At 73.4% G+C, this 17,897-nt stretch carries 21 protein-coding genes and 1 pseudogene; 15 read left to right on the top strand and 7 right to left on the bottom strand.

Features of this window, described 5'->3' with window-relative positions:
* Window positions 1–5 precede the first annotated feature (5 nt).
* Window positions 6–587: a hypothetical protein gene (locus LO771_RS21090; RefSeq protein WP_230654802.1), complete on the top strand. Its 582-nt coding sequence runs from the start codon at window positions 6–8 to the stop codon at window positions 585–587.
* A 203-nt stretch (window positions 588–790) separates the two neighbouring features.
* Window positions 791–1,471, top strand: a complete 681-nt coding sequence (locus LO771_RS21085) for a hypothetical protein (RefSeq protein WP_230654800.1) — start codon at window positions 791–793, stop codon at window positions 1,469–1,471.
* Here LO771_RS21085 and LO771_RS21080 read toward each other — a convergent pair.
* From LO771_RS21080 to LO771_RS31420, 3 genes and pseudogenes are all read right to left on the bottom strand, one after another.
* On the bottom strand, window positions 1,441–1,602 hold the full coding sequence (locus tag LO771_RS21080) for a hypothetical protein (protein ID WP_230654798.1): 162 nt from the start codon (window positions 1,600–1,602) through the stop codon (window positions 1,441–1,443). The genes LO771_RS21085 and LO771_RS21080 overlap by 31 nt on opposite strands.
* 372 nt (window positions 1,603–1,974) lie before the next feature.
* A pseudogene (locus LO771_RS21075) lies at window positions 1,975–2,188 on the bottom strand (IS630 family transposase); the annotation flags it as partial.
* 268 nt (window positions 2,189–2,456) lie between these two features.
* Entirely contained in the window at window positions 2,457–2,594 is a 138-nt protein-coding gene (locus tag LO771_RS31420) for a hypothetical protein (protein ID WP_230654796.1), read from the bottom strand.
* Between LO771_RS31420 and LO771_RS21065 the strand changes: the two genes are divergently transcribed.
* Window positions 2,569–3,579: a DUF3103 family protein gene (locus LO771_RS21065; protein ID WP_230654795.1), complete on the top strand. Its 1,011-nt coding sequence runs from the start codon at window positions 2,569–2,571 to the stop codon at window positions 3,577–3,579. The two genes, LO771_RS31420 and LO771_RS21065, sit on opposite strands and share 26 nt — an antisense overlap.
* A gap of 829 nt (window positions 3,580–4,408) precedes the next feature.
* Here LO771_RS21065 and LO771_RS21060 read toward each other — a convergent pair.
* Window positions 4,409–4,900, bottom strand: coding sequence for a CGNR zinc finger domain-containing protein (locus tag LO771_RS21060; protein WP_230654794.1), 492 nt, complete (start codon window positions 4,898–4,900; stop codon window positions 4,409–4,411).
* Window positions 4,901–5,467: 567 nt separating this feature from the next.
* Between LO771_RS21060 and LO771_RS21055 the strand changes: the two genes are divergently transcribed.
* Complete coding sequence (locus LO771_RS21055; RefSeq protein WP_230654792.1) at window positions 5,468–6,130, top strand: pyridoxamine 5'-phosphate oxidase family protein; 663 nt, start codon at window positions 5,468–5,470, stop codon at window positions 6,128–6,130.
* Here the strand turns inward: LO771_RS21055 and LO771_RS31685 are convergent.
* Window positions 6,124–6,462 (bottom strand): transposase, encoded by a 339-nt coding sequence (locus LO771_RS31685; RefSeq protein ID WP_374228210.1) that lies wholly within the window; start codon window positions 6,460–6,462, stop codon window positions 6,124–6,126. The genes LO771_RS21055 and LO771_RS31685 overlap by 7 nt on opposite strands.
* Before the next feature lie 398 nt (window positions 6,463–6,860).
* Between LO771_RS31685 and LO771_RS21050 the strand changes: the two genes are divergently transcribed.
* From LO771_RS21050 to LO771_RS21010, 9 genes are all read left to right on the top strand, one after another.
* The gene (locus LO771_RS21050; RefSeq protein ID WP_230654790.1) at window positions 6,861–7,379 is read left to right on the top strand and encodes a plasmid pRiA4b ORF-3 family protein; all 519 of its coding nucleotides are present in this window, start codon (window positions 6,861–6,863) and stop codon (window positions 7,377–7,379) included.
* A gap of 416 nt (window positions 7,380–7,795) precedes the next feature.
* Window positions 7,796–7,954 carry a hypothetical protein gene (locus tag LO771_RS21045; RefSeq protein ID WP_230654788.1) on the top strand — a complete coding sequence of 53 codons (159 nt, stop codon included), beginning with the start codon at window positions 7,796–7,798 and terminating at the stop codon, window positions 7,952–7,954.
* Between the two features lie 9 nt (window positions 7,955–7,963).
* Complete coding sequence (locus LO771_RS21040; RefSeq protein WP_230654786.1) at window positions 7,964–8,251, top strand: hypothetical protein; 288 nt, start codon at window positions 7,964–7,966, stop codon at window positions 8,249–8,251.
* Window positions 8,252–8,498: 247 nt separating this feature from the next.
* On the top strand, window positions 8,499–9,572 hold the full coding sequence (locus LO771_RS21035) for a hypothetical protein (RefSeq protein ID WP_230654784.1): 1,074 nt from the start codon (window positions 8,499–8,501) through the stop codon (window positions 9,570–9,572).
* A gap of 57 nt (window positions 9,573–9,629) precedes the next feature.
* Entirely contained in the window at window positions 9,630–10,298 is a 669-nt protein-coding gene (locus LO771_RS21030; protein WP_230654783.1) for a hypothetical protein, read from the top strand.
* 253 nt (window positions 10,299–10,551) lie between these two features.
* Window positions 10,552–10,740: a hypothetical protein gene (locus LO771_RS21025; protein ID WP_230654782.1), complete on the top strand. Its 189-nt coding sequence runs from the start codon at window positions 10,552–10,554 to the stop codon at window positions 10,738–10,740.
* A gap of 124 nt (window positions 10,741–10,864) precedes the next feature.
* Entirely contained in the window at window positions 10,865–11,980 is a 1,116-nt protein-coding gene (locus LO771_RS21020; RefSeq protein WP_230654780.1) for a hypothetical protein, read from the top strand.
* Window positions 11,981–12,045: 65 nt separating this feature from the next.
* Entirely contained in the window at window positions 12,046–12,741 is a 696-nt protein-coding gene (locus LO771_RS21015; RefSeq protein ID WP_230654778.1) for a hypothetical protein, read from the top strand.
* Window positions 12,742–12,893: 152 nt separating this feature from the next.
* Window positions 12,894–13,856: a MerR family transcriptional regulator gene (locus LO771_RS21010; RefSeq protein ID WP_230654773.1), complete on the top strand. Its 963-nt coding sequence runs from the start codon at window positions 12,894–12,896 to the stop codon at window positions 13,854–13,856.
* A gap of 38 nt (window positions 13,857–13,894) precedes the next feature.
* Here LO771_RS21010 and LO771_RS21005 read toward each other — a convergent pair whose 3' ends face one another.
* Window positions 13,895–14,848 (bottom strand): aminoglycoside phosphotransferase family protein, encoded by a 954-nt coding sequence (locus LO771_RS21005; protein ID WP_230654772.1) that lies wholly within the window; start codon window positions 14,846–14,848, stop codon window positions 13,895–13,897.
* A gap of 279 nt (window positions 14,849–15,127) precedes the next feature.
* On the opposite strand from LO771_RS21005, the gene LO771_RS21000 reads away from it, so the two are divergent.
* Window positions 15,128–15,979 (top strand): phosphotransferase family protein, encoded by an 852-nt coding sequence (locus LO771_RS21000; protein ID WP_230654770.1) that lies wholly within the window; start codon window positions 15,128–15,130, stop codon window positions 15,977–15,979.
* A gap of 247 nt (window positions 15,980–16,226) precedes the next feature.
* Complete coding sequence (locus LO771_RS20995; protein WP_230654768.1) at window positions 16,227–16,616, top strand: hypothetical protein; 390 nt, start codon at window positions 16,227–16,229, stop codon at window positions 16,614–16,616.
* Window positions 16,617–16,629: 13 nt separating this feature from the next.
* Here the strand turns inward: LO771_RS20995 and LO771_RS20990 are convergent, their stop codons facing one another.
* Window positions 16,630–17,127, bottom strand: coding sequence for a hypothetical protein (locus tag LO771_RS20990; RefSeq protein ID WP_230654766.1), 498 nt, complete (start codon window positions 17,125–17,127; stop codon window positions 16,630–16,632).
* Between the last annotated feature and the right edge of the window lie 770 nt (window positions 17,128–17,897).

Here is a 17,897-nt window from a genome sequence, read left to right as displayed (position 1 = left end):
CGTGCATGACCGCCGCCCGGCCGCGCGACGCCGGCGGCACTCTCGACCCGGCCTGGTGGACCGAGGACCCGGAGCGCTGGGACCTCCTGCGGTTCGAGGCGGCCCACGACGCGGCAGGCCGGCCGCTGGACCGGTGGTCGAAGGACCGCCAGGACATCCTCGAAGCGCTCGTCCTCGCCCCGGGGCCGATCGACCACGACTTCGCCCGCTTCCTGCTGGAGCAGGAGATCCGGTTCCACCGCCATTGCTGGGGCTGCAGCCACACCATCGAGATCGCCGCGCTCCTGCTGGCCGAGCACCGCCGGCCCGGCGACGTCTGGCACCTGTGGGAGGCGATCCTCGCCAGCTTCGACACCTGGGGCTGCCTGCCCCACCAACTCCTCCTCGCCTGCGGAGGAACCGAGCATACGATCTCCTACGTCACCGGCTCCGACCACGGACAGCGGGACAACCTGCTGGGGTATCTGCACAAGCTCCAAGCGGTGACCGGCGACGACGTCGCCGCGCTCATGGCCCGACGCCGTCGCCACTTCACCGACATCCTCCGCGAACTCGACGCCGTCCCGGAACGCGATGATGACCGCTGAGGAACCTCTCTTCGGCGCTCTTACGCCGGCGCCACGCGAAGTCGCCTCCGGGTTCACGCTCGGCTCGGTGCCGGGGCTCGGTACTGGTGGGCTCGCGTATTCAACCGTCGCGAGTTGACTCACCTGACTCCGGCGCTGCTACTGAGCGCGACAACCCTTGGGGGGAGATTCTGGATGTCAGGGGCATCCGGTTGGATGGGCACGTGACTGTCTATGACGTAGCTCGCCAGCTCCCTTCCATCGCTGACCTGCGGAACCTGTGCCGCTCACTGGCGATGCTCGACGCGATCTTGAGCCCGGACTGGGAAGGCCGGTACTACTCCTTCAATGCCGGCTGGGCCGACGGCGAGGAGATGGCGTCGATGCGCAACGGGTCGGGAGACGAGTACTCCATCGTGTTCTCGGCGGCCGGGGCCTACGTCCGTGGCTTCGACCATGAAGCACCGATGAGTCCATACGGCAACGATGGCGAGCCCTGGCCGGGAGTGATCGACGAGGTTCCGGAGGTCTTCAAGCCCTTCGTGGAAGAGCCGGCGTTCACAGACGAGGACGGCGTCCCCGTCGTGACGGCCTGCCTGTGGCGGGAGGCGACGGATGACCGGTGGCGGCACGGCGTGATCGACTTCCCCGCCGGGTGGTCCGACCCCGACGGGGCAACGGGCCTGTTCGGGCTCCTGGTCGACCGCTCGCCGGAGGCGTTCCAGCGCTTCGCCGAGGACTACTACGAGGTTCCCGTGGACCTGGAAGCGGTGCGCGGCGTGTATGCCTTGCGACCGCTGAGCCAGAAGCTCGTGTCATCGCTGAACGTGGAGGTCGCCCTCGCAGACCTGGCCGAGGACCTCGCCGAGATCGACTACCCGCAGCCGGCCCGGGACGAGATCTGAGTCCGCGCGAGCTGCTGGTCGGCGAACCCGGTCAGCATCGCGGTGAAGACCTGTTCCTCCGGTCGCAGCAGCGCGACTCCGTCCACCAGGTGCAGCCGTGCCGCACCTGGGATCGACCCGCTGAACCCCACCGGTCCACCACCCTCCGTCACTTGCGTCCTGTGCGAGAAAACCGCATCTGATGCGAGTCGACGGACAGACCGCAGGTCAGTCGGCCGGACGAGTGACACCGGCCGGCGCCGTCATCCCGTCCCCCGCTACCGTCGCCACCAGCAGGGCAGGGCCAACCTCCGTGGTCAGCATGCTGGTCGGCGTCGTTGCCACGACGATTCGCGAACTGTCGCGAGTTCGCATCGGATGCAATTGGCAGCGCTTGGAACATCGGAACGGAAGCCTGCGCTGAGCCCTGGCGGTCCGCTGGTGTCCTGAGCCCGGAATTCGCTTCAGATGTCCGGCGGAGCGTTCGAGGATCTCGTCTGCGGCCCTGGTCCACACGTAGGGCCCACCAGTGCCCGCTCCGGCGGGTCCAGGTACAGGTACGGGCCGACCACGTCGTGGACCTTGTCGACGAAGGACGGGTCGGTCGACAGCAGAGACGTCCCGGCGCGGTGCGGCTGCAGGCCGAACGCCCGCCGGATCCGCGACACGGTCGACTGCGACAAGGCCCGTCGCCTTCGCCATCGACCGCGTCGACCGGTACGTGGCGCCCTTCGGCGAGTGGCTTTCCGCGACACGGCGACGGGACACACGGCGGTCAGGAGGAGGTCCCGTCGAGGTTGCGTGGTTCCGCGCTCTTGCTTTGGTGTCATGGCCCCGCCATTCTGACCTCGGGAATCTACTCGCATAGATCTCACGGCTCCAACGCTCCACCTGCTTGCGCGTCCGCCCGCCCCCACGCCCAGGAGGATCGCCCAGTGAGACCTCGTCAACCGCGCCGCCGTGGCGCCGTCGCCCTCGCGGCGTCCCTGCTTGCCCTGTGCACCGGTCAGACCGTGGCCGCGCTGCCCGCGACCGCGGCCCCGCCTCCTCCAGCCTCCACGCCCACGTCCGTCTCCGCCTCCGCGTCCGCCTCCTCGTCCGCCTCCACGGTCGTCGCGGTGCAGGACCAGGCCGCGCGTGCCATAGCCCTCTCCCTCTCCCGCGCGTCCTGGCGCGCCCGCGTCCAGCATGCGGTCCTCGCCGCCGACGAGGTGTCCGTCACCGCGCTGGCAGGCCGGGCCGGCAACGGTCTGCAGTCCACGCTGGCCGCGGCGGACCGCCGCATCGCCGCCGCCAAGGGCCTCGACGCCGGCACCGGCTCGCTGCTCCGGCTGCGGCTCGGGAACCACGCGATGCGCGGCGCGCTGTCCGCCGGAACGGCGCCCTGGGTCGCCCCGGCCACCGCCGACGAGGACGCCACCACCGTCGTCGCCTACGACAGCCGGGGTCGGGCCCACACGCTCGACGCCCGTCACGCACCCGCCCGTCCCGTCTACGTCGTCGACATCGACGGCTCCAAGGCACTGGCCGCCGGCCTGGACGTCCTGAACAGGCAACTGCGCCACTACGGTCTCGCCTCCGCCGCACCGGCACCGGAGGCGGGTGCCGCCGGCAGGCCGCAGGTCCAGGCGGCCACCGGGGGCTTCTGGACCACCCGCATCACCGCGGTGGAGCTCTCGAACGACGAGGAGCCCTGGATCAAGGGCGACGCCGAGATCTACACGCTGGTCACCGGCTTCGGACAGGACGGCAAGGTACGCGTCGACCCCGTCGACATGCCGTACCTCGACAACGACGGCACCGTCTATCGGCCCGGCCAGATCCTGGTCAACTGGTCCGACTACAAGTACGACCTGGCCGACGCCGTCATGATGGAGGAGGACGGCAGTACCAACTACCGCGACCTCGCCAAGGCCATCGCCACCGCCCTGCTCACCATCACCGACCAGGGCACCTACGTCCCCCTGGTCAACGCGGTCCTGGACGCCATCCCGAACGACTGGTGGACGGACGACCCCGACTACGTCGACTCCTGGTACACCCTGGCCAGCAGCGACAACGGCACCCGCTACGGCGCGCGCGGCAACGGTTGGATGACCGTCGAGCCGTACTTCGTCCAGGGGTTCTGAACCCTGCAGCGGACGTCCCGGGAGAGGGCCGCGACAGGACGGCGGGCCGGTGCCTGACACCACCGGCCCGCTCCGCACGCCCACCCCCCACCGGCCACCGGCCACCGGTTCGGCGAGGGACGCGCCCTCCGCTGCCGCTCCTCCCCGGGGTCGCCCGGACCCCGTGGACACCGGGCCGCAGTTCCGGACGGTGGTGACGGCGTCCCCGGTGGTGACGCCGTCCACCGGCAACCTGGCGAAAAGACCCCTCCGGCACTGCCGCCGACCGCACAGCCCCTGCTCGGAGGGGGGTCCGCCGTCGCCTCCGTCCCTCCCCGGCCGACGCGTTCCCCGGCGCCCGTCCCGAGCGGGTCACCGGTTCAGCCGCTGTCACGGAACCCGCGTGGCGAACAGGCCGGCCTCGAGGCGCCGCGGCTCTTCGGCCGGCGTCCGGCGGCAGCGCCGCCACGGGGCTCGGTCACGGCGTGATGACCGAGGTGCCGGGAGGGTCCGGGGAAGCGGCAGGAGCAGAGCCGGAGCCGCGGTGTGCGGCTCCGCCCCGGTGGCAGGGACCGGCCTCACGACGCCGCTCGGACGGGATCGCACCCGCCCCTCCCCGCTGCCGAACGGCCATGGGTCCACGATCGGAATCGCGCTCACCGGCGGGTGGCCTGCCGGGGCGGCTGGTCATGACGTCGCGGGCGCCGCCCCCGGGGCGCGTCGTGCGAGGACAGCCGGGGCTGAGCCCCGCATCGGGCCCGTCGTTGTCGGTGACGGGTGAGCCTCGACCCGGCCTCCGGGCGCCGCATGCGAGCGGCCGGTGGTGCGGGTGCGCCGAGGCGAGCGGCCGCTACATCGATCCCTGGAGACGGTCGCGGTGGCGTCGGGCCTTGGCCCGGTTGCCGCAGAGGCTCATGGAGCACCAGCGCCGTTCGCCCTTGCGCGAGGTGTCGGTGAAGTGCAGGGGGCAGGGCGGATTGGCGCACTTGCGGACCCGGCCGGGCGCGTCGGTGATGAGGCGCGCGAAGTCCCGTGCGCACACGAACGCCGCGTGGCGGGCGGGATCGCCGACCTCGGCTGTCTCGGTCTGCCCGTGGGGGGTGAGGGACAGCTTGATCCGTCCGTGGTCGAGGAGCCCGTTCACGGCGGTCAGGTCTCCCGGGTCGGCGACGGTGGCTGCCAGGACCGACCGGGCCTCCCGCAGCCGGCGGCGGACGTCGGGAAGGGCTGCGGCCGGGCGGTGGATTCCGTGCTGGTCCAGCCAGGCCCGGGTGAGCTCGTCGTCGTCGAGCAGATCGTAGGAATCCGTGCCCGTGAGCCATCGGGTGTTCAGGGCGTCCACGGCCGGCGGTTCACCCGTCAGAGGGCGCGTCGGCCATCCCCGGGCTTCCAGTGCGCGCCGAAGCGCCTCGCCGTCACCTTCCTGCTGTGTGTCGATCACGGCACCTCCTCCACTAACCCCTAAAGCTCGATTGACAGGTTAGCAGGAGTGTGCTTTCCTGGCCTGCGTAACCGGAGAAAGCTACTGAAGGGGTTACCTTGGCGGGGCGTCGACATCTCGTGCCGGCAGCCGGGCATGCCTGTGCGACCGGGGCCTGCGGTGTGAATCCCCCATCGGAGCCCTGCTCCCGGTGCTTCCCCTGCTGCCGGCGGCCCGGGGCCGCAACGACGAGATCTCCGGCCCCGGCGGCGTCGAATCCTGCCGTCCCGCCCCGCCCTGTCCGACCCGAGGATCGCCCTCCCCGACGCCGGCCGCCTCCCGTCGAGCGCCGGCCCGACGTCATCACCGGACGTGTCCGCGCCTTCCCCGGACGCGTCCTGAACCGGCCCCGCGCCACGGCGGTCGGCTGGCCGGCAGGCAGCCGGCCGGCGCCCTCACCGCCGACCAGCACGAGAAACAGGAGCAAGCATGCCTCAGCACTACGCCCGGATCGCCTTCACCGACGAGGTCAGGCAGGTGCAGCAGGCTCACGGCAGCCGCACCGCCATGCAGCGCTTCGAGGAAGCGGACTTCGGCAACGACGTCCTCGGCCCGGAGGAGGCGCAGTTCGCTGCTGAGCGGGACGGCTTCTACCTCGCCACGACGAGCAGCACCGGATGGCCGTACGTGCAGTACCGCGGCGGACCACCGGGGTTCCTGCACGTCCTGGACGAAACCACCCTCGCCTGGGCCGAATTGCGCGGAAACCGCCAGTACATCAGTCAGGGCAACCTGGCCGCCGACTCCCGTGCCTCCCTGTTCCTCATGGACTACGCACACCGGCAGCGCCTGAAGATCTTCGGCAGCATCCGATTCCTCGACCCCGGCGAGCACCCCGACCTCGCGGCCCGGCTCACCCCCGCCGACACCCGGTCCGTCGTGCAGCGGCTCTCCCTCGTGCACCTGCACGCCTACGACTGGAACTGCCCGCAGCACATCACCCCCCGCTACACCGCAGCCCAACTTCAGCAGACCCTGGACCCGGTCCGCGAAGAACTCGCACGACTGCGCTCCGAGAACCAGGCCCTGCGCGCCCGACTGGCCGCGCGTTCCGCCGATCTCCGCGATACCGGCGTCAACCCCGGTCACTGAACCGGCCACTGACCCGGCCGCCCTGCCTCGCGGGCCCGTCCGGTCATCGCGGCGGCCGGCCGGGGCCTGGCGGCGGACGCGAGGCCGTCGGGGACACCGGCCGGCCCGCGGCGCCCGTCGTCGGCGGCCCGGTCCCCGGGCAGGTGCAGGGCCCGGTCGAGCAGGGCGTGCCCGGCGCGGCTCGCGTGGGCCGGACGGACGGCGACCCGGCACAGGCCGATCCCGCCCAGGGCACCGGGGGAGCCTCCCGGCCGAGGACCGGGGGGAGAGTACCGGCGCGCGGCGCCCACCGCATCCGTGGACGACTCCCCGTCACGGGTCCCGTCCAGCACCGGCACCGCCTCGTCAGCAACGGGCGCTTCCCGGCGGTGCCGACGTCCACCGGGGCGCCGTCCGGCCGTTGACCGAGGCCTGCTGACGTCGTGAGGCGGCCGCGCCCGGCACCGTCGAGATCATCGCCCCCGACGGGCGGGCAGGCGTCCTGATCGACGGCCGTCGCCCCGGCCGGGACGGCGCAGCCCGTGACGCCGTGGGCCGGTCCACCCGGCCGGGGCACACGCGCGGAGGTGGTCTTCACCGCCCGCACCCGTCGCCGGCCGGGCAGACCGTCCTCGCGGACGGCCCGTTCGGTTCCCCGCTCTGCGGCCACACCCGGTAGCCTCTGTGCCGTCCTCTGGGGCCGATCGGTGGGGGGAGCCGGGCTGTGGCACGTACGTGGTTGTCCGTCCGCGTGGAGCTGGTCTCAGGGCGCGGCGTCGACCTGTGGCCCCGGCCGGGCCGTGTCCTCGCCGCCGCCCGGTCGCACTCCTTCGCTCAGCTCGCCGAGGCCGTCGACCTCGCCTTCGGCCGCTGGGACCTGGATCACCTGCACATGTTCACGCTCGCCGACGGCACCGGGGTCAGCCGCCTGGAGTGGTGGGGCGGCGAAGCCCCTGACGGCACGGTGGACGGCGAGGCGACCCGGCTCAGCAGACTGCAGCCCGGTGAGCAGTTTGCCTACGTCTTCGACATGGGCGACGACTGGGCTCACCTGTGCACGGTGGCGGAGAAGCGCATCGACCCCGTCGACGAGCTCGGGGAGGTGCCCGACCGCCCTGCGCCCTACTGGGGATGGGGGAGTCTGCCGGACCAGTACGGTCGGCGCTGGGACGGGGACGACGGCGAGTCCCCGATGCCGAAGCGGCCCGGTCGGGGGCTGGGCGACCTGCCGCCGATCCTGCCGTGGTGGGGCACGTCCGGCCGGCGCTGACGCTCACGCTGCGTACGCCCCTCGGCTGCCCGGGGGAGTCGCCGCAGCCACCATCGGGAGGTGAAGCGGCCGCCGGTGGGGAGTCCCCACCGGCCGCTGACACCTCATGCTCCCCACCCCCGCGGTGATGACCCAGCCCCGACAGCGGCGACATCCCCACGGTCACCCCGGTCCCCGACAGGCGGCCGACACCCGTGCCCGGCACGGGCGCCTCCCGCCTCGGTACGGGATCAGCGGCACGCCGCGTCCTCGTGCATGGGCGCCAGGGACTGCCCCCGGAGCAGCGGCGGCGCACCTCCGGCGCCGAAGCCGGAGGCGCGCCGCACCTCCCGTCCTCGAATCCCGGCAATCCCCGCGCCGGACTCCCGCGCGGCGCTACCGTCGACCCAGACACCACCCGCCTGAGGAGGGAGCGCATGGCCGAGCAGCGGTGCACCTCCTGCAGCGGCAGCGGAGTCACCACCCAGACCAGGTACGAGATCGTCACCCGGCCCGACGGCACCACCACGAGCGAGCAGCGCCAGGTCACCGCCCCCTGCGGGCGGTGCGGTGGGCGGGGCTCCGTCACCGGGTAGGAGACCCTCATGCGCACCATCCACCTCTGCCAGGCCTGTGCCGCCTCCTACCTGCCTCCGGAGGACATGCGGTACGACACCCTCGGCCTGGAGGCATCCCCCACGCAGTGCTCCCACTGCCAGGCACTCGGCCGCGGCCACCTCGACGGCTCCCGCCTGCCGGCCGCGCTCCTCGCCGAGCTGCAGGCGCGCCTGGACGCCCCGCGACCGCGTCCGGAGCGGCAGCTCGCCCGCTCCACCGGTCCCCGCCGCCGCACCCGCGGCGGACCGGCATCCGCCCGTCACCGCCTCGGCTGACCCCGCCCGCCGCGTCCGAGCCCACCGGGGCCGCGTCGCTCACCTCCCCGTACCACCCTTCACCGGACAAGTACGGGTTTCCGGTGGGTCTCCGGTGTCCGGGTTCAGCGGTCGCGCCGCCGGCACCGACTCACACCGCCGTGCCTCGCCACGACCCGCCTCGCCACGACCCGCACCTGCGCCCAGCGGCCCGGCGGGCTTCGAACGGTCCGGCCCGGTGACGCCGGACCGCCCTCGGGCCCAAGGTATGCCGGTGATCTTCAAGAGGAGGCAGGCGGCCTCGGGCCTGAACGCCGCGGTGTCCGCGCTGGAGCAGGCCGTCGCCGCCCGCGACGGCGCCCGCACCGAGCGGGCCTTCAAGGCCACGATGAAGCGCCTGAAGTCGGCGGCGGACACCGAACTCGCCCCGACGGGTCCCCGCCTGGCCGCGCTGCTCCCCGCCTTCCCGCCCACCGGCCCGCGCCCGATGCTGGCGACGGCGGCCGGCTTCTGCGTGGAGCGCGGGGCCGACCCCACGGCCTGCGCGAAGCCGATCCTCGGCGGCGTCCATCGGGACCTGCTCGACGCCCTGGAGTTCGCCCGCCGCTGGACCGCCGCCGGCGAGACCGGTGACGCACTGCCGAAGCCCGATGAGAGGATCGTCGGCGATGCGCTTCCGGCCCGTCTGGGCTGCGACGCGCCCGAGGCCACGCGGCTGGCGCTGGCCTGGCGCTCGGCCGAGGAGTGGCAGCCGCCCGCGCTGGCCGTGCTGTGCCGCAGCGCCGAGGTGCGCCGCCGGCACGGATCCGAGCTCCTCCCCGCCTGCCGCGACCTGGCCGCCCTGCGGCGCCACGACCTCACGTGCCTGGCCCACGCCCTGGCGGTCCTGGACGACGAGCCCCTGGTGGTACTGCACCGGCCCACCGGCAACGGGTTCGAGGTGCGCATCGGCGGCATCGGCGACAACTTCCAGCTGCACACGCTCCTCGCCCACGTCCTCGTCGGCGGCGGCCACGTGCCCGGCACCGCGCCCTCGGCGGAGAGCGTCCGCCTCGCCACGGACCCGCAACCCGCCCGGGGACGCACCGGGACCGTCGCGACCGGGGCCTTCGAACTCCTCGCCCCCGACGGCGGTCGCATCTGGAACGAGGGGCTGCCCGCCGACATCCCCGTGGTGGAGGGACGCCGCCTGCTCGTCCTGGACGAGCCGGCCTACCGGCGCAGCTGGAACGCCGACCGGTTCTTCCCGCTGCTCCCGGGCACGGCCGAACTGACCGGAGTCCTGTCCGCCGACGAGGCACGGACCTGGTTCGCCCGCACCTCCTCCGGCGAAGGGACCTGACGGGCGCCCCGGGCGGAGCGCGGCGGGTTGTCGGTGGGGTGGTGTTCGATGGGCGTCATGTCCGTTCACGACCTGGTCCGCCTGCTGCCCGACCCCGCCGTCCTGCGTGCCCGCTGTCGGGCGGTCGCGCTGCTCGACACTCTGGTCAGCGTCTACGAGCCCATGCACGGGTTCGCCGTCGACTGGCGCCCGGGGGTCGATCTGGCGTCGATGGACAACGGCTCGGGCGACCAGTACGCGGTCGTCTTCGACCCGGCCGGGGTGTTCCTCTACGGGTTCGACCATGAGAGCGACGCCACCCCGTGGCGCGAGGAGCCCCGGGCCCACTGGCCCGGGCTGCTCGACGGCCTGCCCGCCGCGCTCGCGCCGTACCCGCAGGCGCCGGAGTTCCAGTTCGACGGTTTCTTCGACGCGACGGTCTGCGCGTGGCGCGAGGCGGGCGCCACCCGGTGGGAGTGCGGGCCGGTGGCGTTCGCGCCCGGCGAGACGGACGGCGCCGACCGGCTCTTCGACCTCCTCGCCGACGGCAGCCCGGAGGCCTGGGTGGCCTTCGCCGAGGACTACTACGAGCGGCCCTGCGACCGGGACGCCGTCGCGGCTCTCCTGGCGGGGGTCCCGCTCGACCGCCGGACGGTGGCGGCGCTCTCCGCGACGGCGGACTTCGCCGCCGTCGCCGCGCGGGCCCGGGCCATGGGCCACCCCGTCCAGGACGAGCCGGCGCCCTGACGGCAGGGCTCCGCGCCGGGGCCCGCGCGCGTGCGGGCCCGCGCCCGGAGGGAGCCGTCAGCGCAGGTAGGTGCGCTGCCACTCGGTGACGGACATGGTCTGCGCGGCCACGGCGAGCCGCTGCGCGGAGGGGGCCGTGAGCTTGGCCCGGGCCGGTCCAAGTCCCGGCCAAGTCCCGGCCGGTGCGCCGTGTCCGCCTGCACACCCCGGACGGCTCCCGGCCGCTGACCACCGCCATCGGAGAGAGAGCTTGATGCTGCACGCCCCGACGCTGGACACGGCCGCCGACCCCGTACCCGCCGAGCACGCGGAGCTGGTCCGGATGGCGTACGCCGGACAGCTCCAGCCCCGGCACTTCGCCCGCTTGGCGCGGATCGCCGCCACCCACCCGCAGTTATCCCCCGGGGCCGAGGGCGGCCGAGTCCTCCCGCCGCCCGGCTGACGCCCGCGGGCGTTGCGTCGCGCTCCACGACCGTCGCGGGCACGGCCCGGAGGCCGACGGGAAACCGCGTGGACCGGGCGTCACCGGGATGCGACGATGCCGCTGTTCCCTGCCCGGAGGACCGTTGTTCGTTTTCGTCTGCGCCCGGTGCGATGCCGAGCTGACCACTCCGTTGTCCCAGGTCGCCCTGCCGGTCCACGCCCACCAGCAGTACGGGAACGGAATCCAGCTCCCCGTGCTCATGGAGTCGGGCACGTTCGCCGTGGACCCGGAGCCCTGGGGGCCGCCGTGGCGGCCCTGGCAGGAGCTCGGCCCGGGAGAGGCGGAGGCCCGCGGCATCCACGCGCCGGTCCACGCTCTGTCCGACGGCGCCCCGGGCGCCGTCGTGATCGCGCCCGGGGACGTCCGCGGCACCCGGATGATTCCCGAAAGGCAGGGGGGTTCCTGCTGCGGCCTCGACGGGAGCGACGGCCCCAACATGGCCTGCGCAGCCTGCGGCCTGCCCGTGGCGAGCAGGGTCGACGACTGCTCCGCGTGGCAGGCGGTGTGGCTCGCCCCGGACGCCGTGCGCCGCCTTCCCGCCGGCGACGCCGACCCCGCACCGCTCTCCTGGGAGGAACTGGTGGAGGAAGGGGAGAGCACGCCCCCGCTCGAGCCGATCGCCACCTGGGGAGGGAAGAGGTCCGAGACGGGCCACTTCTGGTCGTGGAGTCCGCGGTGGGAGGCGGCAGCCGGCCGAGCGCTCGCCCACCTGCTGGCAGCCTCCCAAGGGCGCTCAGTGACGGTCCCGGACGGCCTGGCCGCGGACGTGTTCCGACGCGCTCTCGACACGCTGCTGCCCGCGGGACCGCCGCAGCGGCGTGCCGTCCTGGCCGGGCCGGGCCTGCCCGCCCTTGACGCAGACGCGGACGCGGACATCCTCCTCGTACCCGTCCACCCTCAGACGGGCCGGACCTGGGCTCCCGCAGGCCCGGCGGCATCGGCATGCCCGGTGCCACTGCCGCTGGGAGTGTGGCTCTGGATGGCCTTCCCCCAACCGGGCGCGCCCCGCCCCGCAACAGGCCGCCTCCCCCACGACGTCCTGCGCGACGACCCGCCCCCGCCGCGCCCCACCTCTCTCTTCCGGGCCGATCGGGGAACGTTCCAGAACACCCTGGTCCGACTGCCGGCCGTTCGCCGTCCGTGGCTGCGCACGATCCTCGAGAGCCTCGCGGAAGACAGGACGTCCAGCCTCTTCTAGCGCTCTGGCGGCGAAGGTTCACCGGGTCGCGGCGCTGGTCGCGCGCGGGCCCGTAGCCTGGCCGGATGCCCGATGACATCCTCACCCGGTGGCCTCTCGTGCCTGCTTCCGAGACCGACTGGCTCGCCGGGATCGCCGATGACGACGGCCTCACCGGGTACGAGGCACCCGGGCGGCCCGATGCTGCCTGGGTGCTCGGCGGTATGTACGAGCGCGGGGGTACTGCCGGGGAGTCGGTCAACCACGCCCAAGGCCGAAGCGAGCACCCCGGCCCGGGTTGGGAGCGGCTGCGCTGGGCGGAGTTGGCTGCCCGCACCGGCGATCCGGTCGTGCCGCAAGGCCTGTACCCCTGCTACCGCTGCTTTCCCTCCTCGAAAGCTGCCGACATCCGACCCGGCTCCATCGAATGGCCCGCCGAGGGCAGTCTCGACAGGCCGACATGGGACCAGCTGATGCGGTTCCTCGCCGCTCACAGCCCTCAGGGAGCGGACACTCCCTGCCTGGCGTACTACAACCCGATCATCGCGCTGGACTTCGAAAAGGGGCAGGTCCGCTCAGGACGCCTGGGTGACACCCAGTCCCTCTTCGACAACCCGGACATCCTGTGCACCCCATCCAACCTGTGGCCCGCAGACCGCTCCTGGGTCATCTGCACCGACTACGACCTCTGGGGCACCAAGGTCTGCGGCTCCCACCTGCTCATCGAGGCGCTGCTCGCGGACCCCGAGATCGAAGCCGTCCGTCTGCCTTGGACGAGGTGAAGCCGGGCGCCGCGACACGGTGAACCTTTCCAGTCACGGCACCTGCCCGGCATGCGCACGGCGCAAGGACACGGTCGAGACCTGTAGGTGATCACCCGTCGACCGGTGGACGGGCTTGAGTCTCCCGTAGGTGGAGACGCCAGAGTGGGGCCATGGACGGCGACACGCTCTATCCGATCGGTGAACTGGCCCGGCGGACCGGTCTGACGGTCAAGACCATCCGGTTCTACTCCGACCGGGGAATCGTGGCGCCGGTGGAACGCAGCCCCGCCGGCTACCGCCTCTACACCGTCGACGCCGTCGCACGCCTGGACCTGGTGCGCACCCTGCGGGACCTGGGGGTGGACCTGCCCACGATCCGCAGGGTCGTGGAGCGGGAGCTCCCGGTCCCCGAGGTCGCCGCCGTGCATGCCGAAGCACTGGCCGTGCAGATCCGCGTCCTGCGTCTGCGGCACGCGGTGCTGACGGCGGTGGCCGAGCGTGGGCTCACTGCTGAGGAGGCGGATCTCATGCACAGACTGGCCCGGCTTTCCGAGGACGAGCGCCGACGCCTGGTCGGCGACTTCCTCGATGCCGTCTTCGAGGGCCTCGGCGCCGACTCCGCGTTCGCGGGGATCAGGCGCTCGATGACACCCGAGGTGTCCGGCGACCCTGAGGCGGAGCAGGTCCGGGCATGGGTGGAGTGGGCCGAACTGGCCATGGACCCGGATTTCCGCGCATGCGTGCGACGGATGGCTCAGGACCATGCGACCGAACAGCCGCGAGGCGGCGCCGCAGTCCTGCGCCGCGACTTCGGCGCGATCGTCCGTGACCGGGTCGGCCCCGTCCTGGCTGACGGCGTCGAGCCGGCCTCGCCCCGAGCCGACCCGGTCGTCGCGGCGCTGGCAGCCCACTACGCACACATCCTCGGCCGCCCCGACGACGCCGAGCTGCGCCGCCTGCTGCTGGCCCGTCTGGAGAGGATGGGCGACCGGCGCCGGGACCGGTACGTCGAGGTGCTCGCGGTGATCAACGGCTGGCCCGCTCCGGAGAGCCTGTCGGCGGTGTCCGACTGGGCCGCCCAGGCCGTGCGCGTCCGGAGGGAACGGCAGGGGACAGGTGGCCGTCGGCCATGAGGCAGAACGCCGCCGCCACCGGCCGGTGAACGTCGTCGTCATCCTGGGAGCGGGTTCGCGGGCGCGCCGTGCCTCCGGCGGGGGACGGTTGCGGTGAGGCGGCGCAGGGCGGCGTGGGCGGGCGGGCCCCAGGTGGGCTTGCCGCCGGGGCGGCCGTGGACGCCGGCGTCCGCGATGAGGAGGCAGGCGAGGGCGCGCAGGACCGCCCAGCCCCGGGCGCGGCGCAGGGTGGCGGGGTCCGGGGTGGGCCGGTAGGCGGCGTGGAAGCGGTCGGCAGCGCCGTCCGGGAGCAGGGTCCAGGCGGCGGCGAGGTCGCAGGCGGGGTCGCCCGCGCACAGGTCGCCGAAGTCGATGACGCCGCAGAGGGTGCCGTCGGCGGTGAGGACGTTGGCCGGGTGCAGGTCGCCGTGGAGCCACACGGCCGGGCCCGTCCAGTCGGGCGCGGCCACGGCGTCCTCCCACACGGCGCGGACGGCGTCCGGGTCGGGGACCAGCCCCCGTCCGACGGCCTGGGCGAACGCCTCGCGGAACCCCTCGGCGTGGCCGGCCGGCGGCCCGCCCCGGTTGCGGCCGGCGGGCGCGCCCTCGGGGGCGGGCTGGTGCAGGGCGGTGAGGAAGGCGGCCAGGGTGTCGGCCGCCGGTGCGGCGCGGGTGGCGGGGGCGCGGTCGGCGGGCTCGCCGGGCACCCAGGTGGTGACGGTCCAGGGGTGCGGGAACCGTGCGGAGGGCTCGCCGAGGCGCTGGGGGACGGGGACCGGCAGCGGCAGGCGCGGCGCCAGGAGGGGCAGCCAGGCGTGTTCCTTGCGCAGCAGGGCGTCCGCGGACCGTGTCGCCCAGGGCAGCCGGACGGCGAGGTCGTCGCCGAGCCGCCACAGCTGGTTGTCCCAGCCCCGCGCGCCGAGGCGCACGGGATGGTCGGCCAGGTCGGGGTGCTGGTCCCGCAGCAGGTCCCGGACCAGTTCCGCGGTGATCTCGATCCCGGTGTGCGTCATGCTGCGCCACGGTACTCGGGCAGCGGCCCGCTCCCGGTCCTCGGCCGGTCCGGCCGCCGTGCTGACCGGCCGTCACAGACTGATCAAGTGGGATGGCGCGGAGGCCCGGCCTCTCTGGAATGCAGGGATGTCAGCATCATCCCCTCGGCCCGGTCGCGTGAACGGCCCCTGCGCGGCGCCGCCCTCCCGGCTCTGCGACCGTCGATGAACGACGTGCGGCACGCCCACGCCACCGCCCGGGCGATCGCAGCCGCGGCCCTGGGATGCGACCCCGGTCCCATGACCGCTGCCGACAGCGATTCCCACCATGTCTTCGTCGGCGCGGACGTCGTCGTCAAGCTCATCGACGCCGACGGCCACGCGCGCCTGGACCGCGAGGTCGCCCTCGCCTCCCACCTGCCCGCCGGCCTCACGGCCCCGCTGCTCGACAGCGGGTCCCACCGGCTGGAGGAGCGTGAGGTCCGCTACGCCTGTTACGCCCGGGTGCCCGGGGTTGCCCCCGGTATGGGCATGCCCGGCGTGGACGGGGCGACCGCACGTTCGCTGGCGCAGGAGGCGGTCCGGCGGCTCGGTGCACTGCACTCCTGGACACCGGTGGGTTCCGCGGAGCGGACGCTGAGGGAACCCCTCGACCACGGCGGTTTCACCGGCCGGTCCGCGTTCCTCGCCGAGGTCGAGGGGCTCTTCGCCCTGGACCGGCGCGGAGTCGTGCCCCGCCCCCTGCTCGACGGCCTGGCCGCGATCGCCGCGCGTGCACCACAGCACGCCCGGGCGGACGTCCCGGTGCACGCGGACTGCCACTGGGGCAACTGGCTCGCGCACCAGGGCGGCGTGACGGCCCTGCTGGACTTCGAGTGGGCCCGTTTCGGCGAGCCGGCCGACGACTGGATCTTCCTCGCCCGGTTCAGCGGCGCACACATGGAAGCCGTCCTCGACGTCATCGCCGGTGCGACGGAGACCTGCCTGGAAGAACTCCGAGCGCAGTGCGAGGTCCGCGAAGCGGCCTACCTCGCCTCCGACCTGCGCATCGCGCTCGAACAGCCCGACACCTCCGAGCGGATGGCCGCCGACAGGCTCCAGGCACTCGAGGAACTCGTCGTCGGGCGCATCTGGTGGGGCCCCACCCGGTGATGCCGACTGCGGCAGGCGGGGTGGGTCCGCGAAGCCGTTGACGGTGCGCCGCACGCACCGGTCAGCACCGCCCGTCACCGGCCGACCGCCTCACCCTCGAAACCGGGTCCTGAGTATCCGTACTCAGGACCCGGCCGCCGTCGAGCGGGAGGATGCCGTCATGAACGCCACTTCCCTTCGGCGAGACGAGGGGCATGCGGCCCCCTCGGGTGGGATTCTGGCCGCTCGCGTCGCAGGCGCCGCTGCCATGGGTGCCGCCCTCACCTGCCTGTCGCTCGGCATGGTGGACTGGGCGTACCGCTACGACACCCGGACATGCGCCCGTGCGCCCGACTTCTGCATGACGCTGATGCCGGTCCTCTCGATCCCGGCCTCCCTCATCGTCGCGCTCGTCGCGCTGACGGTGGCGTACCGGCTGCTCGGCATCCGCCCCCTACTGGCGGTGGTCCCGCCGACCCTCCTGCCGGCACCGTTCCCGGTCGTCGCCGCACAGGCGGTGGCCGGCCGGTGGTCGGCCGTCGTGGTGGGAGCGGTGTGGGCCGCCGCCCTGACGCAGGCCGTGTGGCGGCCCTACCGCATCCTGGGACTGTCGACCGCAGCCGTCCTGCTCCTCGCCTCCCTCGTCGTCCTGCTGTGACGGCGCCGGCCGCTCACGGGCTCTGCCGGAGCCGTTCCGCGGCCTGGGCGGGGGTGTCGTCGTAGCCGGGCCGGGCCAGGAGGACCGAGCTGAAGAAGTGGCCCTGCTCCTCGTCCGGCTCGTCGTCGGCCGCGAACGGGCGCCACAGGCCCAGCAGCAGGTCCGGGGCGGTGAAGGAGGCCGGGTCGTCGGGGTCGGCCTCGACGGGGGTGTGGGCGCGCAGGCGCCGGACGACCTCGCGGGCCGGGAGGGCGAACACGTCCAGGTCCCGGAACACCACTCGGTCCGTCGGAGCCGAGGGTCTGCCGAGTTCGACGGATTCGAGGGCGTCCCGCGTGCAGTGGATGCTGATCATCAGCCCGCTGGGGCGGAAGACGTGTTGCCCCGGCCGGTCGGATTCCGAGACCGCGGAGGGGTCGCGGAGGGAGTCCAGGGCCGTGGCGGCCGCGTCCCGGGCCATGCCGATCCGCAGAGGGCCGATGCCGGTGGGCGGCTCGAGGGTGAAGTCCATGGAGGCATGGTGCCAAAGGGCAGGCCGGTACTCGGCCGCCCCCCAGCGGGGCTGCCGTCTCCCTTCGGCGCGCTCGCCGCGGACGGCATCGCGCCCGTTCCTTCGTCCGGCTGCGTCGGCTCAGGCGACTCCGCATCCGGTACGACCGATGCGCCGACGGCCACCAGGGACCACGTGAACCCGCATGCTCGATCGCCTTTTTGCGGCGCCTTCGAACGGCTGCCCCCACCCGGCAGTGGTCGCCAGGCACCGGAACCGATGTCCGCGTCTGCAGCAGCAGCGCATCGAACGACTTGCCCGGCTGGTCCGGACGGTGACCCCGCTGCCGGCCCGCGCCGTTGAGGATCTTGAGAGATCTCTCGCGGTCCTCGGCGCACTCCCGCGGCATGAGGGCTGACTGCTCGATGACGATCAAGTCATGGTCGGCAGATGCTGGGAGGCCGCTGCCGCGTTGCGGGTCTCGGAGCGGTCGGTGGAGCGGTGGCACCGGCCCGGGCGCGATCCGGTGAGGCTCCGGCCGGGTGGCCCTCCTCCCGCCCCCGCAGCCCTTCCTGGGCGGCGACGTAGCGTTCACCCTCATTCCAATGCAACGATCCGGATATCTGTCATTGCGTTAGATCCACAACCGTTGCAACGAAAACCGAGCCGCCAGCTGCACAGATGCATTTCCCACGCAACGAACTTGTTGCGCGATCCTTGAACGCAACGTAGCTTTTCCTTCATCAGAAACGAAGAGCACCCGAGGAGAGCATGATGCAGACGTTCACCAC

The sequence above is a fragment of the Streptacidiphilus sp. ASG 303 genome (assembly GCF_020991365.1).
Taxonomy (GTDB): Bacteria; Actinomycetota; Actinomycetes; order Streptomycetales; family Streptomycetaceae; genus Peterkaempfera.
Note: the sequence above shows the minus strand (reverse complement) of the source record. Positions and strands in the feature narration are given on the sequence as shown.

Bases quoted from the DNA above. Each gene is read 5' to 3' on its own strand.
- LO771_RS21000 (WP_230654770.1), top strand. From the start codon at position 15,128: ATGACCGCTGCCGACAGCGATTCCCACCATGTCTTCGTCGGCGCGGAC.
- LO771_RS20990 (WP_230654766.1), bottom strand. From the start codon at position 17,127: ATGGACTTCACCCTCGAGCCGCCCACCGGCATCGGCCCTCTGCGGATC.
- LO771_RS21005 (WP_230654772.1), bottom strand. From the start codon at position 14,848: ATGACGCACACCGGGATCGAGATCACCGCGGAACTGGTCCGGGACCTG.
- LO771_RS21035 (WP_230654784.1), top strand. From the start codon at position 8,499: ATGCCGGTGATCTTCAAGAGGAGGCAGGCGGCCTCGGGCCTGAACGCC.
- LO771_RS20995 (WP_230654768.1), top strand. From the start codon at position 16,227: ATGGGTGCCGCCCTCACCTGCCTGTCGCTCGGCATGGTGGACTGGGCG.
- LO771_RS21010 (WP_230654773.1), top strand. From the start codon at position 12,894: ATGGACGGCGACACGCTCTATCCGATCGGTGAACTGGCCCGGCGGACC.
- LO771_RS21025 (WP_230654782.1), top strand. From the start codon at position 10,552: ATGCTGCACGCCCCGACGCTGGACACGGCCGCCGACCCCGTACCCGCC.
- LO771_RS21040 (WP_230654786.1), top strand. From the start codon at position 7,964: ATGCGCACCATCCACCTCTGCCAGGCCTGTGCCGCCTCCTACCTGCCT.
- LO771_RS21045 (WP_230654788.1), top strand. From the start codon at position 7,796: ATGGCCGAGCAGCGGTGCACCTCCTGCAGCGGCAGCGGAGTCACCACC.
- LO771_RS21055 (WP_230654792.1), top strand. From the start codon at position 5,468: ATGCCTCAGCACTACGCCCGGATCGCCTTCACCGACGAGGTCAGGCAG.
- LO771_RS31420 (WP_230654796.1), bottom strand. From the start codon at position 2,594: ATGGCACGCGCGGCCTGGTCCTGCACCGCGACGACCGTGGAGGCGGAC.
- LO771_RS21030 (WP_230654783.1), top strand. From the start codon at position 9,630: ATGTCCGTTCACGACCTGGTCCGCCTGCTGCCCGACCCCGCCGTCCTG.
- LO771_RS21090 (WP_230654802.1), top strand. From the start codon at position 6: ATGACCGCCGCCCGGCCGCGCGACGCCGGCGGCACTCTCGACCCGGCC.
- LO771_RS21015 (WP_230654778.1), top strand. From the start codon at position 12,046: ATGCCCGATGACATCCTCACCCGGTGGCCTCTCGTGCCTGCTTCCGAG.